Origin of the sequence: uncultured Methylobacterium sp. (assembly GCF_964251405.1) — a bacterium.
Classification (GTDB): Bacteria; Pseudomonadota; Alphaproteobacteria; order Rhizobiales; family Beijerinckiaceae; genus Methylobacterium.
The window spans coordinates 39,928-53,008 of the sequence record NZ_CAXUJR010000014.1; the positions used below are offsets into that span (position 1 = coordinate 39,928).

A 13,081-nucleotide genomic window follows, 5' to 3' on the forward strand; every position below is an offset into this window, starting at 1 on the left:
GCGCTACTCCGCAGCCATGGTGGCGAACATGCCGCCGACACGCGCGAGGCGGTCTGCAGCGAGGGCTGACGTTGCCGGGTCAGCCTCGATGAGTGTGCAGTCCAGGCCGAGCCGATCGGCGACAAGGCCGGTGGAGCCAGAGCCACCGAACGGGTCCAGGACCCTCCCGCCTGGCGGGCAGGAGTAGCGAAGCAGAGGCTCGAGCAGCTCTTCGGGCTTCGGTGTCGCGTGGCCGGTGCCCTGGCGATGGCCGTTTCGTACGTACATCACCGAGCGCATGAGGCGCGGCCCGCCTTCCTCGCTCTCGAAGACGTTCGCTCCGATGATGCCTGTGTGGGCGGGCCCCACCTGCCGACGCACGCGGCGGGCTTTCGCGTCGTTTGTGACCTGAGGCAGCTTGTAGACGCCCGACCAGGGCGCATCGTCTCGGTAGAACAGGACGGCCTGCTCATGCACCCGACGGAACCGATCGGCCATGAAGCCGGACCCGTTCTGCTTCTCCCAAATCACATCTTGAGATAGGCGCCAGCCCGCATCGAGGAACTCGCTCGCCGTCTCCATGAAGAAGCGCAGCGAGCCGAAAACCCACATTGAGCCGGTCGACTTTAGCAGCGGACGCACGAGGGCGGGCCAACCCGCGACACGACGGTCCCACTTGCAGGACGTCTCGCCATACGGCGGATCGGTAAGGATGCAGTCGAACGGCTCAAGGGCAGGAACGATGTTCCGGCAATCACCGGTGATGATGCGGACTGACATGGCCGCTACTCCATCCCGAGGGCTTGGAGGTACAGCTCGAGGATCGCCTCCTCTTCTTGGCGCTCGGCGTGATCCTTCTTCCGCAGCGACACGATCTTGCGCAGCGCCTTGATGTCGAAGCCTGTTCCCTTGGCCTCGGCATAGACGTCCTTAATATCGCCGGCTAACCCGGCCTTCTCTTCTTCGAGCCGTTCAATGCGCTCGATGAAAGATTTCAGTTGATCGGCAGCAACGGAGGACGCGTGTTGTTGCGCGTCGTTGGAACTTGTGGTTTCCATGATACTTGAGACCTTGAGACTGAACAAAGAAGCCCGGCCCCTGCTGCGAACGGGGGCCGGGTGTTTTTTTGCGCTATGCGGTGGGCTTGGGCTTCTTCGATGCGCGCGAAGCCGGCTTCGGTGCGGCCGGCGCCGGTTCTGATGCGTCAGCGGTCGGTTCTGATGCGGCCGGCGCCGGCGTCAGGTCAGGCGCGTCCTCGAGGGCGGCGACCCGGTCGACGAGATCAGTCAGGGCCTTGAGGGTGGTGTCGAGTTGCTCGGTCAGGCGAGCATTGTCCTCGCGCAGGGTGGTGAGCTGCTGGCCCATGTCCGCGCGGAGAAGCTCGACCTCCTGCAGGGCAGAGGATGCGGGAACGTCGTCGCTGGCGGCGGAGGGCTTGAGATAGCGGGCATCGAGGTCGTCGATGAACTCGCGCGCGGCGCGGTCCGTAAACGTAGCCTCCTGCACCAGGGCGCGGATCAGGCGTTCGGGTTTCTTGGTCATGGTGCCTCGGGGTCAGACCCGGCCCAGCGCCGGGCAATTCAGGTGTTGGGCAGCTTCACGCGCGGCACGACGCGGACGGGGCGCGACGGCGGGCTTGGCGGCTTTGCGGAAGCGGAGGCCTTCTGAACGGCCCGGCGCACGCGCCTTTCCGTCCACCAGGTCCAGAGCGCTCGACACAGCCGCATCGGTGTTTCTCCGCAGGGCGGCCGCGCGCGCCTTCTCGGTTTCAGCGGCGGCCTCGATGCGGGAGCAAAGACGGTCGTAGGCGGTGGCCACGTTCATCGCGTCGGCGAGGGTGACGACGGCGCCGGCCGAGCCGGAGCGGAGCTTCCGCAGCCAGGACGCGGACTTGCCGACGGCCGCCGCGATGTCCTCCGCGGCCGTGATGCGCGAGCCGGTTTCCTTGAACCGCTCTGCGACCAGCCGCTCGACGAGCCCGAGCACACGGCTGTTCGCTTCCTGGATCGTGACCAGCTTCATGGGGCGGCTCGACATTGTTCGCGAACGACCAGCGTCCCGTGCTCAGAGCGACGGGGTGGTGCGGCGCGGGAGGTGAGATGAGGCGGGCCAAAAATGGCCGAGGCGGTGAAGCCCCGGCCAGTCATTGGGAGGAAACGCCCAAGGTGGGCTGCAACCGGCGGACGCCATCCGCCTGCCGCCTGGTGAGCGCCTCGAGAGGCGCAATCTCGTGAGGGCCGCATTACGCGGCGCTCGTTTCAGCCGAAGGCATATTCACGCGCGGTGCGAAATCTCGCTCGCTCAGAGGGAGATCATGCGACCGGGCGTGCTCGAGGATCTTAGGAATGTGCCAGTGCGGCACCGTCCCGTTCGTGCCTCCAACGGCGGTGGGGCGCATCCAGTTGGAGACGCGTGTTCGGTGAACGCCAACGACTTCTGCCGTGGCTTTCACTCCACCGAGTGTCCTGATGATTGATCGGGCTGGTTCCATGATGCCGCTGAGAGTAGCGAATATCGCTACTATTGCAAGCGGGATGGTAGCGTATCTAGAAACTGCCTTGTGGAGCGAAAAACGCTACGCCTCAAGGATGCTGCACGATTGGGTCAGACAGGCACTGGATCATGCTGGGATGGGGCAGGTGGAACTTGCGCGTTCGCTGACTGAGCATCTCGGAAGGTCCATCGATAAAGCGGCCGTAAACAAGATGCTTAAGGAGGACGGTCGAAAGGTCTCCGCCGATGAGATGATCGCGATCGAGGCTATCACGGGCTACCCAGCTCCTACCGCCGGCATCGCACTTCACCCGACCTCTGTGCGGCTTGCGGGCATCATCGGTGCAGGTGGGGCGATCAACACGGATGTGGAACAACCTGATCCAGGCATCGAGATCGTTGCCGAGATCAAAGCTCAGCTTCCACGAGCCACAACCGCATACGAAATTGTCGGCACCTCAATGATGCCGTTCTTTCGGCCCGGCTCACTAATTGTCTGTGGCCCGGAGGTCGCTGATGCCGAAGCACAGTTTGGCGATGAGGTTGCTTGCTGTGACATCGACGGCAACCGCTTCCTGAAGATCCTACATCCTGGCAGCAAGCCCGGACATTACGATCTACAGAGCCATAACGCTGACCTGATGCGTGACGTTAGGCTCCAATGGGTCGCTGAGATCATAGCGATCATCCCGGAGAAGCAATGGCGACGTATTGAGCGGACTGGGGGCATCGTCCGCCCTCTGCGTGCCGCCGAATAGCCTGCTGCCGCATATGCCGGAGCACGAGCGCGCCACTCTCGATGCACTGATCGAGGGGACTGTAACAAGGTCACTCGGCCATCTCTCCGCGAGCGATCTTCGCGCTCAAGACCTTGCCGTTATCGAAATGGAAATCCGGCAGCGCGCGAAGAAAATTGTAGAGGAAACGCTGCTCGATAGCGTCCGCGAGTTAGCTGATGGCGCTAACCTTGTGGAAGATTGGGTCGCAAAAGTTTCGAAGCTAAGGCTGTTCGATATAGAGGTAACAGCAGCAGCACAGTCCAAAATCTTAGAGCAATTACCGTTATTTTCTCCGAGGCTGATGAGCGTATCTGACATTCTCCGTTATGCGCTCAACGAAGACAGAGAAGCCTGGATCGACGCTGGGTTCATAGCCATGGCGAAGCTTCGGCCGTCGGCGCAAAGTGCTATGCGGGTTGAGTGGCGGGAAAAGGCATGGCGCTTGGCTGGCCGCTGCGCAGGAGAACATGCGAGATTTTATGACAATAGTTCCTCTGCCTTCACCGCCCAGCGGTATCTGCATGCGCGTTATGATCGCTACATGAAGGTGGAGTTTGCTACCCTTCAGCGTGACACCAAGCGAATTCGCCTCAGGGAGTGGCTACTCGGCCTGATCGGAAAGTAGCGATAAGCGCTACTTGCTTATTGACACTGTAGCGGAAATCGCTACCTTTGCTTCATCGCCTCTCGCGGTGGAGCTGCTCAGTGTCCCTCGTCTCTCACCTCATCACCTGCCAAGCATCAGCAGGCGCCTACCACCAGGAAGACCGCGCCGGGTTGACCCTCGCCGAGGCGACACGCTCGATCGCCGGCGGCCTCCCGTTCCCCCTGATCTCCGTACACGCGGTCGACTTCGCCGCCGGTAGCGTCGCCGATGTCACCGCGGCCACACTACAGGGCGCCGTCGCCTGGTGGCGTGACACGCACAACGAGGACGTCCCGGGCTGTCTCTGGACGGCGTGCGATGCCTACGGCGTCGAGCGCTACGAGCCCGAGGACGCCGTCGACGAGAGCGACGAGCACCGCCTCACGGCGTCCGACCTCGGCCTGTCGAGGGCTGCGTGATGTCGGAGCAAGGCCCCAACGTCACCGATCCCGATGCCCGCGCTTTGATCGCCGCGGCGTCCGCAGCGACCACCGCCATCGATTTCCTGCTTTGCGCCGTCCGGGATGGCGAGGCTCCGAACATCGAGGAGATCGCCACCGCCCTCGCGGATGCGCTGAACCTCATGCTGTCCGCCTACCCGTCGCCCTCTTCCGACGACGAGACCCGCGCCCTCCACCTCGCGGCGTGCGGCTTCCTCGGCCTCGATCACCCCTCCCTGGACTGAGCCGCCATGTCCGATCCCCAACTCGCGTGCCTCGCCGTTTCCCTCGGCGCCGTGTTCATCGGCTCCCTCTACGCGCTCGGCGATATCGCCGGCCGCATCGTCGGCGGTGCCGCCACGCCGGCCGATCCCATCGAAACTCTCAGCGTCATCGCCGGCCATGCCGGTCGGTTCGTGGCGCCTCTGCTCGCCGGGGTGCTCACCGCGGCGGCCTTCCTCTTCGGATGGCTCGTCCGCCCATGAGCATGTCCCGCAAGCCCTCGCTCCCATTCGAAAGCCCTACCGAGACCATGCTCGCGGCGCTGCAGACGATGCTGGTCAGCGGCGTCCTCATCGATCGCGGGCCGCTCTGGAAGATCGTCGACAACGCCATCGTCGTGGGGGCCGCAGCGGTCCCCGAGCCGATCGCTCCGGCCCTGGCGGCGCAGTGGCTCGCCGAGAAGAACATCCACCTCGACGAGGTGACAGCCGACCATCGCCTGATCGGGACCCTCGTCTGGGTCCTGATGGCGAACGGCGCCGACCACACCCGCCTTCCCCGCAACCTGGTGGCCGTTCGCGACGAGCTCGCCGCCCTCACTCAGGAGAGCCTGCTTTGACCACCCCAGCCCTCAAGCAAGACGTCGCGCTGCACGACGATCCCCGACCGCCGGCGTCCGAGACCGGCGCTGTGCTCGCGCTGATCGAGCGCGCCGCGCGCGATCCCTCCATCGACATCGACAAGATGGAACGCCTCATGGCGATGCAGGAGCGGATGCGCCTGCAGGCCGCCGAGGAGATCTTTAACGCCGCGATGAGCGCCACGCAGGCCGAAATGCCGGCGGTGCTACGCCGGGCGGAAAACACCCACACCAAGTCGCGATACGCGAAGCTCGAGCACATCGCGAAGGCCATCACCCCGATCTACACGAAGCACGGGTTCAGCCTGTCGTTCGACACCGAGGACTGCGACCAGCCCGGGCACTACCGGATGGTCTGCAAGGTGGCGCACGCCGCCGGCTTCTCACGCGACCACAAGGCAAACCTCCCGTCCGACGCGGCCGGCTCGCAGGGCAAGGCTAACAAGACCGGCATCCAGGCCTTCGGCTCCACGATGAGCTACGGCCGCCGGTACCTAACGCTCCTCGTCTTCAACATCGCCCTGACCGACGAGGACAACGACGGCAACCGCGCCGACCCGCGCGAGGATGAGGAGCCGAGCTTCATCACGGAGGCGCAGGCCTGCGAGCTCCACGCCCTCGTGCGCGCCGGCGACACGGACCTCGCGAAGTTCCTCGCCTACGGCCGCGTGCCCAGCATCGAGGAGATCCCCGCGCACCAGTTCGAGAGCGCCAAGGCGCAGCTCATGCGCAAGGTCCAGCAAGCCCGTGGAGGTCGCAACCATGGTTGAGATGAAGCAAGGCTCCGCGGCCTGGCTCCAAGCCAGGGTCGGCAAGGTGACGGCCTCCCGCATGGCCGACCTGACGGCGAAGCTGAAGAGTGGGAAGCCCGGTGCGGCACGCGAGAGCTACATGCTCGAGCTCATCGCCGAGCGCCTGACCGGCCTCGCCGTCGACCACTTCGTCAGCCGCGAGATGCAGTGGGGCACCGACAATGAGCCCCGCGCTCGCGCGGCCTACGAGTTCGTCACGGACCACACGGTCGACCTCGCTGGCTTCGTGCCGCACCCGCGCTTCTCGATGGCCGGCGCCTCGCCGGACGGGCTCATCGGCGCCGACGGCCTCGTCGAGTTCAAGTGCCCGACGAGCAAGACGCACGCGACCACATTGGCCACCGGCCAAGTGCCGGAAGAGTATCTACCGCAAGTGTTCTGGCAGATGGCGTGCACCGGCCGCGCCTGGTGCGATTTCGCCAGCTTCGACCCGCGCTTCCCGGAAGGCATGGACCTCCTGGTGGTGCGCGTGCCGCGCGACGACGCGGCCATTGCGGCGATCGAGGCCGACGTCGCCGCCTTCCTCGAGGAGCTCGACCAGCGCGAGGCCGCCATCCGCGAGCGCTTCGCCCTGAAGCTCGCCGCCTAGTCCCCCGTCGCAGTCCGAGGTCTCAGAATGAACATGCACAGCAATCGCTCCCTGATGGGCGCACCCGTCCGAGAGTATTCCTCCGCCGAGGAAATGCGCGCCGACGCCAAGGCGTTGAAGGCGCGCCTCATGGGAGAGGCCCCGGCCAGGAGCTCGGCGCCGATCGCGCGCCCGGCGCCGGTACCGCAACCTGTCTTCGTAACCCCGGAGGCAGCGCCGCCCGCGATCGATCCGGCCGAGGCCGAGCGCCAGGCCATGCAGGCGTGGGCTCGCGAATATGAGGGCACGCCGGCGATGAGCCGGCACGCACGGACCCGGTTCATCATCCGCACGATCGCGGTCCATCACGGGGTCACGGTCGAGGAAGTGGAAGGCGAAGGGCGACGCGCGAAGGTCGTCCGGCCGCGTCAGCTCGCGATGGTGGCGCTCTGGCTCGAGATCTCGTCGATGAGCCTGCCGAGCGTCGGCCGCTTGCTCAACCGGGATCACACGACGGTCCTTCACGCTCTGAGGAAGTTCGGTGCTTCCGCCACGAGGACCTGGCCTGCCGATCTGATCTGGCTCCGCGTGTTGCTCCGAGACAAAGAGGCCGCCCTGCGTGGCAGAGGCCACAGCATCAGCGGCGAGGATTGGGCCGGCGAGGGCTGCGCCTGATGGCTACGATCACGCCACACCGCGACGGCGTTGAGCAAGGCATCCAGGGGATGCGGGACTACGACGCGAGACGGCCGCCACCGTGCTCCGAGGCGGAGCGCGCCTACCGGGCACTGACGATCGCCTCCACAGAAGCCGCCCTCTTCGAGCTGGCCGACGCGCGCGACCGAAACATCGACGATGCCCAGATCGGCGGCGCGTTCTGCGGCGCCCTCGGCAACGTCATCGCGAGCTTCTGCTCCACCCTCGCCGACACCGATCCGGAGAAGACGCAACGCGCCTTCACGACCACGATGGAATACATCTACGTCCAGGCCCGGCGGAGGCTTCAGCGGGAGCCAGGCGACGCGCACAACGACGTTGTCGTCGACGCGCCGGCCATGGGGCGCGCCTGATGGCCGCCCCGATATGCCCCGCGTGCGGCACCGCCGCCAGGCTCACGAACGGTGCGGAGATTTACCCGCACCGCGCCGACCTGTTCGAGAACCGCATCTGGAAATGCGACGTCTGTCCGGACGCGTATGTGCGCTGCCACGAGGGCACGGAGGATGCGCTCGGCACGCCGGCCGGGCCCGAGCTGCGCAACGCCCGGCGCATGCTCCATCGCGACATGCTCGATCCGATCTGGATGGGCGCGGACCGGTGCGCCGACTATCGGCCGGACAATGAGAAGGCCCGCACGGTTATTCGAATGACGGCGCGGCGCCGGGTCTATGCCTACCTGGCCGCGGGCCTCGAGCTCGACGTCGCCGACTGTCACGTCGCGATGTTCACGCTCGAGCAATGCCGCGAGGCCTGGCACTGCCTGCGCGGCGTCACCTATCCGGAAATCCGCGCATGGGCGAAGGCGAAGCCGGCCAAGCCGAAGAAGGAAAAGCGCGCGAAGAAGCTGCCGGCGCCGACGCAGGAGGAGCGCGACGCGGCCCGGGTTTCAGCTCGGCTTATCAAGTCGGCGATCATGCACCCGGAGGAGATGGGCGAGCCGTTCACGGCACACCTCGATCTGAGCAATCCGCGGCGCGGGCTCTGGATCACGACATGGGCCAACCTGCCCGGGCTGTGCCGCACCAACGGCCTCTACTCTCACGAGCTGCTGCCCGGGTGGGTCTACAAGCCGGCGGAGGTCCTGGCTGAGATGGTGCCGGACCTCGAGGCCCTGGCCGAGCGCGGCGTCCGGCCCACGCAAGCCACCAACCAGGAGGTCGCAGCATGACCGCTCCATCCCTGATCCACGCCGCTCGCCGCGCGCCCGATCGGCGCGAGCGCATCCTCCTGATGGCCGAGGCCATGCGGTACCACGCGCACGGGCCGGAGGGCGCTTGCACCTTCGGGCACCTCTGCGCGGCCGGTTTCACCGAGGCCGAGATCCACACGTACCGCGACGACGCGCGAGCCGTCCTCGTCGGGAAGCCATCGCCGCTGCGCACCACGCCGCCCGGCCGCGTCATGGCGCAGGGCATGGCGAAGAAGGCTCGCAGCATCCGCCAGCGCATCGAGGGGAGAGCCAGCCATGCTTGAAGCCCGATTGCAGGCCGAACTCTTCGACCTGCCGCGCGCGCTCACGCCTCGGGAGCGCAAGCGCCTGACGGCGCCCCGGCCGAAGGGCTACGCGGCCCTGCCTGGTACCGGGCCGGCCGGCGAGACGTGCCGATCCTGCGCTCACCTCGTCCGCAAGGAGATGGCGAAGACGTACCTGAAATGCGGGCTGATGCGTCCGCACTGGACCGGCGGAACTGGCACCGACGTGCTCGCCCGCGCGCCGGCCTGCCGCAACTGGAAGAAGGTGGAGACCTGCTCATGATCTGCTTCACCCCGGCCGAAGTCGCGGCACGCTGGAAGTGCTCCGCGAACCACGTCCGCCGCCTGATCGACAATGGGGATCTGGCTGCTTTCCGCGCGGGCGGGAAGCTGCTTAGGATCACCGAGGCCACCCTCCTGGAATACGAGCAATGCCAGAATACAAGCTCCAACGTTTCCGTGGAGGATGGGCAATCGTCGTCTCCGAAGGCGGCAAGCGTCTCAGTCGTCGACAGCTTGAATGCCGCGATGCGGCGGGAGCGGCGGCGGAGTTCAACCGGATCGTTGAGGACGCCAAGCGCCCCATAGACCCAGACATCCGCTGGATCTGGGAAGCCTACCGTGAGGACAAAGTCGGCCGCCGGATCGCCCAGAACATGGGCTGGTCCGGCAAGGCCGTTCTGGCGTTCTTCGGCGACATGAAGCCCGGGGAGATCAGCACGAAAACCTGCCGGGCTTATGTCGCACAGCGTCGGACAGACAAGCGTGGGTCCGAGGCGCAGCAGAAGCGGCGGCGCAACGCCAACAAGGTCGAGCTGATCGGCGTCGCCAACGGCACGATCCGGACGGAGCTCAACCAGCTTCGTGCAGCTCTGCTCTGGGCCGAGGCCGCGAAGCACATCGGCAAGGCGCCGGACATCGAGATGCCCGGTGCTCCCCAAGCCACGGAGCGCCACCTTACGCGCGACCAGTTCAACGCGCTGCTCTCCGCGGCCGAGACCCCGCACCTTCGCCTGTACCTGCTCCTCGCCATTTCGACGGCTGGCCGCAACGCGGCGCTGCTCGAGCTCACATGGGACCGGATCGACTTCGAGCGCGGGCTCATCTTCCTTGGTGCCCGCAACCTGCTTCGCCCGCAGAAGGGGCGCGCCACGGTGCCGATGACGAACGCGCTACGCGCGGCGCTCAGCGACGCCAGGGCCTACAAGCGGGGCGACCGCGTCATCGAATGGGGAGGAGAGCCGGTCAGGAGCGTTCGCACGGCGCTCGGCAAGGCAGCGAAGCGCGCCGGCATCGGGAACGTCACGCCTCATATGTTCCGGCACACGGCTGCAGTGTGGATGGCGGAAGCGGGCCGACCCATGGGGGAGATCGCGACGTACCTCGGCCATGCCGACGACCTAGTCACGCAGCGGGTCTATGCGAAGTTCAGCCCGAGCCATCTGCGGCAGACCGCCAACGCCCTCGAGGTCGGCGGGCCGCGGAAGTTATGATGTGCTCGCAGGTTCGCTTGAACCTGGATCAGGGGCGTAACGTCCTAGAGAGTGCTCAGAAGTGAGAACGATGTGTGTACGGGGTGGAAACGAAGCATGAAGAAGAGCTGACGCGCTCTTTTGGTAATGAGGAGGTCGACAGTTCAATCCTGTCCAGCAGCACCATCTTGACGAACTCAATCGCCGCTGGCGGCTCCGCTCGTGACGCAGCTGGGCGTCGCAGCGAGCCGGTCCGTCATGACCACATGGGTCATGGTGATGTCGTGCAGACCAAGTGCTGCGTCCATCGGCATATCCTCGAGGCAGAGCCTGCCGGCCGGACCACGTCGTCCGCGGGCTTCCAGAGACCCCCCGCACTCATCCACCGCCGCCGAGATGGCCGTCCACGAACCGGCCTCCTTCGGCCAGGGCTTCGCGTCCCTCTGCGAGTTGCGGGTGGAAGAGATGCCAGGCGTGGATCATGCGGGGCCAGATCCGGAGCGTGACCGCGACGTCGGCCGCGCCCGCCGCACCGGCGATCCGCACCGCGTCGTCGAGGAGCGTCTCGGCCGAGCCCACCTGGACGAGAGTGGGGGGCAGGCCCCGCAGATCGGCGTAGAGGGGAGAGGCGAGCGGGTCCCGCGGATCGGCTCCGTTCAGGTAGGCCTGCGCCAGTTCGGCGAGATAGGCCTCCTGGAGCAGGGGATCGACGTCGGCCTTCGTCATGAGGCTCGCTCCGGTCAGGGCGAGATCAACCCAGGGCGAACTCAGCCAGAGGCAGCCGGGCAGGGGCTCGCCGGCTTCACGCAATCGCAGCAGCAACGCGAGGGCGAGACCGCCGCCGGCACTCTCGCCGGCGATCGCGATCGCGCCCGGATCGGCGCCCGACGCGAGCAGGAAACGATATCCGGTAAGCGCGTCCTCGAGAGCGCACGGGAACGGATGTTCAGGGGCAAGACGGTAGTCGAGCGCCAGCGTGCGTGCCCGTGCCTCGCGCCCCATCCGGGCCGCCGAATGGCGGTGGCTCGTGAGGGAGCCCGCGATGTAGCCACCGCCGTGCAGGAAGACGAGAATCCGATCGGCTCGGGCAGCCGGCGTCGTCGTCCATTCGGCCTGCACCCCACCCGCGTCGACGACCTCGACACGGACGTCGGGGGGCAAGGGATAGCGTTCGCCGAAGCCATTCATCCGTTCTCGTCGGGCGGCGAGGTCGTTCGGGCGCGGCTTCGAGAGCAGAAGGTCGCGAACCACCGCGATCTCGGATTCGGCCATCGATGGGCTCCCGTATGCAGGGACACGGATTGGGACGCAGAGCGGCGGGTTGACGTCGATCGTTCAACCTGCGTGCCGATGGTGACACTGGCTAGAAGCGCTGCTCGCGCCGACCCGGGTTCGGACCGCCACCGTGATAGGCGGCCATGCAAGCATGATAGATCTGCGATCCGAGATCCCAGAGGCTGAGATTGTTCGGATTCGCGGCCGTGAAGACCTTGTCTCGGGCATCGTTCCGGCAGGCTGCATCCTGCGGGCTTTGGATCGGCGGCTCTTGTTGGGCCTCGGCGCCGCCGGAAACGGCAATCGCGAGGCACAGGGCAAGGATGATGTTGCGCATGGAAAACCTCACCGGAGGGTTGCGCAGGGGTTCCGACAGATAGGGCCGACCTGCCCGTTTCATGCGCTCTCAACATCTTAAGCGCGGGGTCAAAGTTGTCGATGGAGTTCGGTGGGACCATCCGGAGTAACCGATCGTGGCACTGCCGTCGATGAGGAATGACTTGGCGGAGTGGCCTTCCTCGCTGATCCAATCAAAAACGAGGCTGAATTGGATTTTTTATCTCATGACCGGCTATGCATTGAGTCCGGGTAGACACAATGAAATACAGAATACCGATGAGATATATTGCGGCGCAACAAAGACAATTGTCGTATTTTTAAGAGTCACCCTTGTGCTTGCGCTGACAAACATTACGGTGGCTGCATAATAGTCGTCCGAGAGTCTTAGTGCATCCACTCGAGGTGCCATAGTGACCCGGCTGGAGGAAACCAATGACGTTCAAGATGGGGCGTTCGCTCATGCGAGGTGTGGCGCTTGCCGGCTTGGCAGTCGCTGGTCTCTGTGCCGGCCCGGCGCATTCGGCCTGGCAGCCGACGAAGACCGTCGAGTTCATCGTGCCGGCCGGAACCGGCGGCGGCGCCGACCAGATGGCGCGCATGCTTCAGGGCATCATCCAGAAGCACAGCCTGATGCCCCACTCCCTCGTCGTCATCAACAAGGCCGGCGGTGCGGGCGCCGAGGGCTTCCTCGACGTCAAGGGCTCGAGCCGCAACCCGCACAAGATCATCATCACCCTCTCGAACCTGTTCACGACCCCGCTCGCCACGGGCGTGCCCTTCAAGTGGGAGGATCTGACTCCGGTCGCGATGCTCGGCCTCGACGAGTTCGTCCTCTGGGTGAACGCGAAGTCGCCCCACAGGACCGCCAAGGAATTCGTCGACGCCGCCAAGGCGGACGGCCCGAACTCGGTCAAGATGGGCGGCACCGGCTCGAAGCAGGAGGACCAGATCATCACCGCCGCCATCGAGCAGTCGACCGGCACGAAGATGACCTACGTTCCCTTCAAGGGCGGCGGCGACGTCGCGGCCCAGCTCGTGGGCGGTCACATCACCTCGAGCGTCAACAACCCGATCGAGGCGGTCGCGCAGTGGCGAGCCGGCGAGCTGAAGCCGCTCTGCGTCTTCGACAAGGCGCGCATCCCCCTCAAGGAGAACGTCACCACCACGATGTCGTGGGGCGACATCCCGACCTGCAAGGAATCCGGCCTCGACATCGAGTACCT

At 65.7% G+C, this 13,081-nt stretch carries 21 protein-coding genes and 1 pseudogene; 16 read left to right on the forward strand and 6 right to left on the reverse strand.

Features of this window, described 5'->3' with window-relative positions; genetic code table 11:
* Positions 1–3: 3 nt before the first annotated feature.
* The 4 genes from ACFE7U_RS04520 to ACFE7U_RS04535 all read right to left on the reverse strand — a co-directional run bounded on the left by ACFE7U_RS04520 (position 4) and on the right by ACFE7U_RS04535 (position 2,001).
* Positions 4–759 (reverse strand): DNA-methyltransferase, encoded by a 756-nt coding sequence (locus ACFE7U_RS04520; RefSeq protein WP_375408541.1) that lies wholly within the window; start codon positions 757–759, stop codon positions 4–6.
* 5 nt (positions 760–764) lie between these two features.
* Complete coding sequence (locus ACFE7U_RS04525) at positions 765–1,037, reverse strand: DUF2312 domain-containing protein (RefSeq protein WP_375408542.1); 273 nt, start codon at positions 1,035–1,037, stop codon at positions 765–767.
* Positions 1,038–1,110: 73 nt separating this feature from the next.
* Positions 1,111–1,521 (reverse strand): hypothetical protein, encoded by a 411-nt coding sequence (locus tag ACFE7U_RS04530; RefSeq protein ID WP_375408543.1) that lies wholly within the window; start codon positions 1,519–1,521, stop codon positions 1,111–1,113.
* Between the two features lie 12 nt (positions 1,522–1,533).
* Positions 1,534–2,001 (reverse strand): hypothetical protein, encoded by a 468-nt coding sequence (locus tag ACFE7U_RS04535; protein WP_375408544.1) that lies wholly within the window; start codon positions 1,999–2,001, stop codon positions 1,534–1,536.
* Positions 2,002–2,447: 446 nt separating this feature from the next.
* Between ACFE7U_RS04535 and ACFE7U_RS04540 the strand changes: the two genes are divergently transcribed.
* From ACFE7U_RS04540 to ACFE7U_RS04610, 15 genes and pseudogenes are all read left to right on the forward strand, one after another.
* Positions 2,448–3,230: a S24 family peptidase gene (locus ACFE7U_RS04540; protein WP_375408545.1), complete on the forward strand. Its 783-nt coding sequence runs from the start codon at positions 2,448–2,450 to the stop codon at positions 3,228–3,230.
* 13 nt (positions 3,231–3,243) lie between these two features.
* The gene (locus ACFE7U_RS04545) at positions 3,244–3,876 is read left to right on the forward strand and encodes a hypothetical protein (protein ID WP_375408546.1); all 633 of its coding nucleotides are present in this window, start codon (positions 3,244–3,246) and stop codon (positions 3,874–3,876) included.
* Between the two features lie 80 nt (positions 3,877–3,956).
* Positions 3,957–4,316 (forward strand): hypothetical protein, encoded by a 360-nt coding sequence (locus ACFE7U_RS04550; protein ID WP_375408547.1) that lies wholly within the window; start codon positions 3,957–3,959, stop codon positions 4,314–4,316.
* The gene (locus tag ACFE7U_RS04555; protein ID WP_375408548.1) at positions 4,316–4,582 is read left to right on the forward strand and encodes a hypothetical protein; all 267 of its coding nucleotides are present in this window, start codon (positions 4,316–4,318) and stop codon (positions 4,580–4,582) included. Before ACFE7U_RS04550 ends, ACFE7U_RS04555 begins: the two co-directional genes overlap by 1 nt.
* 6 nt (positions 4,583–4,588) lie before the next feature.
* A complete protein-coding gene (locus ACFE7U_RS04560) occupies positions 4,589–4,822 on the forward strand; it encodes a hypothetical protein (RefSeq protein ID WP_375408549.1) in 234 nt (77 codons plus the stop codon).
* Complete coding sequence (locus tag ACFE7U_RS04565) at positions 4,819–5,178, forward strand: hypothetical protein (RefSeq protein ID WP_375408550.1); 360 nt, start codon at positions 4,819–4,821, stop codon at positions 5,176–5,178. The genes ACFE7U_RS04560 and ACFE7U_RS04565 overlap by 4 nt, the downstream gene beginning before the upstream one ends.
* Positions 5,175–5,969: an ERF family protein gene (locus ACFE7U_RS04570; RefSeq protein ID WP_375408551.1), complete on the forward strand. Its 795-nt coding sequence runs from the start codon at positions 5,175–5,177 to the stop codon at positions 5,967–5,969. The genes ACFE7U_RS04565 and ACFE7U_RS04570 overlap by 4 nt, the downstream gene beginning before the upstream one ends.
* Positions 5,962–6,600 (forward strand): lambda exonuclease family protein, encoded by a 639-nt coding sequence (locus ACFE7U_RS04575; protein WP_375408552.1) that lies wholly within the window; start codon positions 5,962–5,964, stop codon positions 6,598–6,600. The genes ACFE7U_RS04570 and ACFE7U_RS04575 overlap by 8 nt, the downstream gene beginning before the upstream one ends.
* Positions 6,601–6,693: 93 nt before the next feature.
* Entirely contained in the window at positions 6,694–7,254 is a 561-nt protein-coding gene (locus tag ACFE7U_RS04580) for a helix-turn-helix domain-containing protein (RefSeq protein WP_375408553.1), read from the forward strand.
* Positions 7,254–7,649 carry a hypothetical protein gene (locus ACFE7U_RS04585; protein WP_375408554.1) on the forward strand — a complete coding sequence of 132 codons (396 nt, stop codon included), beginning with the start codon at positions 7,254–7,256 and terminating at the stop codon, positions 7,647–7,649. The genes ACFE7U_RS04580 and ACFE7U_RS04585 overlap by 1 nt, the downstream gene beginning before the upstream one ends.
* Positions 7,649–8,467 carry a zinc-finger-containing protein gene (locus ACFE7U_RS04590; protein ID WP_375408555.1) on the forward strand — a complete coding sequence of 273 codons (819 nt, stop codon included), beginning with the start codon at positions 7,649–7,651 and terminating at the stop codon, positions 8,465–8,467. Before ACFE7U_RS04585 ends, ACFE7U_RS04590 begins: the two co-directional genes overlap by 1 nt.
* Positions 8,464–8,772, forward strand: coding sequence for a hypothetical protein (locus ACFE7U_RS04595; protein ID WP_375408556.1), 309 nt, complete (start codon positions 8,464–8,466; stop codon positions 8,770–8,772). The genes ACFE7U_RS04590 and ACFE7U_RS04595 overlap by 4 nt, the downstream gene beginning before the upstream one ends.
* Entirely contained in the window at positions 8,765–9,055 is a 291-nt protein-coding gene (locus tag ACFE7U_RS04600; RefSeq protein WP_375408557.1) for a hypothetical protein, read from the forward strand. The genes ACFE7U_RS04595 and ACFE7U_RS04600 overlap by 8 nt, the downstream gene beginning before the upstream one ends.
* Positions 9,052–9,186 (forward strand): annotated as a pseudogene (locus tag ACFE7U_RS04605) (helix-turn-helix domain-containing protein); the annotation flags it as partial. The gene ACFE7U_RS04600 and the pseudogene ACFE7U_RS04605, both read left to right, overlap by 4 nt.
* A gap of 17 nt (positions 9,187–9,203) precedes the next feature.
* The gene (locus ACFE7U_RS04610) at positions 9,204–10,265 is read left to right on the forward strand and encodes a tyrosine-type recombinase/integrase (RefSeq protein WP_375408558.1); all 1,062 of its coding nucleotides are present in this window, start codon (positions 9,204–9,206) and stop codon (positions 10,263–10,265) included.
* A 357-nt stretch (positions 10,266–10,622) separates the two neighbouring features.
* On the opposite strand, the gene ACFE7U_RS04615 is transcribed toward ACFE7U_RS04610, so the two are convergent.
* Positions 10,623–11,516 carry an alpha/beta hydrolase fold domain-containing protein gene (locus tag ACFE7U_RS04615; RefSeq protein WP_375408559.1) on the reverse strand — a complete coding sequence of 298 codons (894 nt, stop codon included), beginning with the start codon at positions 11,514–11,516 and terminating at the stop codon, positions 10,623–10,625.
* Positions 11,517–11,607: 91 nt separating this feature from the next.
* Positions 11,608–11,856: a hypothetical protein gene (locus tag ACFE7U_RS04620; protein ID WP_375408560.1), complete on the reverse strand. Its 249-nt coding sequence runs from the start codon at positions 11,854–11,856 to the stop codon at positions 11,608–11,610.
* Between the two features lie 434 nt (positions 11,857–12,290).
* Here ACFE7U_RS04620 and ACFE7U_RS04625 point away from each other — a divergent pair.
* Positions 12,291–13,081, forward strand: a 791-nt coding sequence (locus ACFE7U_RS04625; protein ID WP_375408561.1) for a Bug family tripartite tricarboxylate transporter substrate binding protein, incomplete at its 3' end; no start/stop codon positions are given.

Excerpts from the sequence above, each read along its gene's own strand:
- ACFE7U_RS04525 (WP_375408542.1), bottom strand. The coding sequence starts at position 1,037 with ATGGAAACCACAAGTTCCAACGACGCGCAACAACACGCGTCCTCCGTT.
- ACFE7U_RS04620 (WP_375408560.1), bottom strand. The coding sequence starts at position 11,856 with ATGCGCAACATCATCCTTGCCCTGTGCCTCGCGATTGCCGTTTCCGGC.
- ACFE7U_RS04615 (WP_375408559.1), bottom strand. The coding sequence starts at position 11,516 with ATGGCCGAATCCGAGATCGCGGTGGTTCGCGACCTTCTGCTCTCGAAG.
- ACFE7U_RS04560 (WP_375408549.1), top strand. The coding sequence starts at position 4,589 with ATGTCCGATCCCCAACTCGCGTGCCTCGCCGTTTCCCTCGGCGCCGTG.
- ACFE7U_RS04545 (WP_375408546.1), top strand. The coding sequence starts at position 3,244 with ATGCCGGAGCACGAGCGCGCCACTCTCGATGCACTGATCGAGGGGACT.
- ACFE7U_RS04575 (WP_375408552.1), top strand. The coding sequence starts at position 5,962 with ATGGTTGAGATGAAGCAAGGCTCCGCGGCCTGGCTCCAAGCCAGGGTC.
- ACFE7U_RS04580 (WP_375408553.1), top strand. The coding sequence starts at position 6,694 with ATGCGCGCCGACGCCAAGGCGTTGAAGGCGCGCCTCATGGGAGAGGCC.
- ACFE7U_RS04520 (WP_375408541.1), bottom strand. The coding sequence starts at position 759 with ATGTCAGTCCGCATCATCACCGGTGATTGCCGGAACATCGTTCCTGCC.
- ACFE7U_RS04585 (WP_375408554.1), top strand. The coding sequence starts at position 7,254 with ATGGCTACGATCACGCCACACCGCGACGGCGTTGAGCAAGGCATCCAG.
- ACFE7U_RS04555 (WP_375408548.1), top strand. The coding sequence starts at position 4,316 with ATGTCGGAGCAAGGCCCCAACGTCACCGATCCCGATGCCCGCGCTTTG.
- ACFE7U_RS04565 (WP_375408550.1), top strand. The coding sequence starts at position 4,819 with ATGAGCATGTCCCGCAAGCCCTCGCTCCCATTCGAAAGCCCTACCGAG.
- ACFE7U_RS04595 (WP_375408556.1), top strand. The coding sequence starts at position 8,464 with ATGACCGCTCCATCCCTGATCCACGCCGCTCGCCGCGCGCCCGATCGG.
- ACFE7U_RS04610 (WP_375408558.1), top strand. The coding sequence starts at position 9,204 with ATGCCAGAATACAAGCTCCAACGTTTCCGTGGAGGATGGGCAATCGTC.
- ACFE7U_RS04600 (WP_375408557.1), top strand. The coding sequence starts at position 8,765 with ATGCTTGAAGCCCGATTGCAGGCCGAACTCTTCGACCTGCCGCGCGCG.
- ACFE7U_RS04535 (WP_375408544.1), bottom strand. The coding sequence starts at position 2,001 with ATGAAGCTGGTCACGATCCAGGAAGCGAACAGCCGTGTGCTCGGGCTC.
- ACFE7U_RS04540 (WP_375408545.1), top strand. The coding sequence starts at position 2,448 with ATGATTGATCGGGCTGGTTCCATGATGCCGCTGAGAGTAGCGAATATC.
- ACFE7U_RS04590 (WP_375408555.1), top strand. The coding sequence starts at position 7,649 with ATGGCCGCCCCGATATGCCCCGCGTGCGGCACCGCCGCCAGGCTCACG.
- ACFE7U_RS04530 (WP_375408543.1), bottom strand. The coding sequence starts at position 1,521 with ATGACCAAGAAACCCGAACGCCTGATCCGCGCCCTGGTGCAGGAGGCT.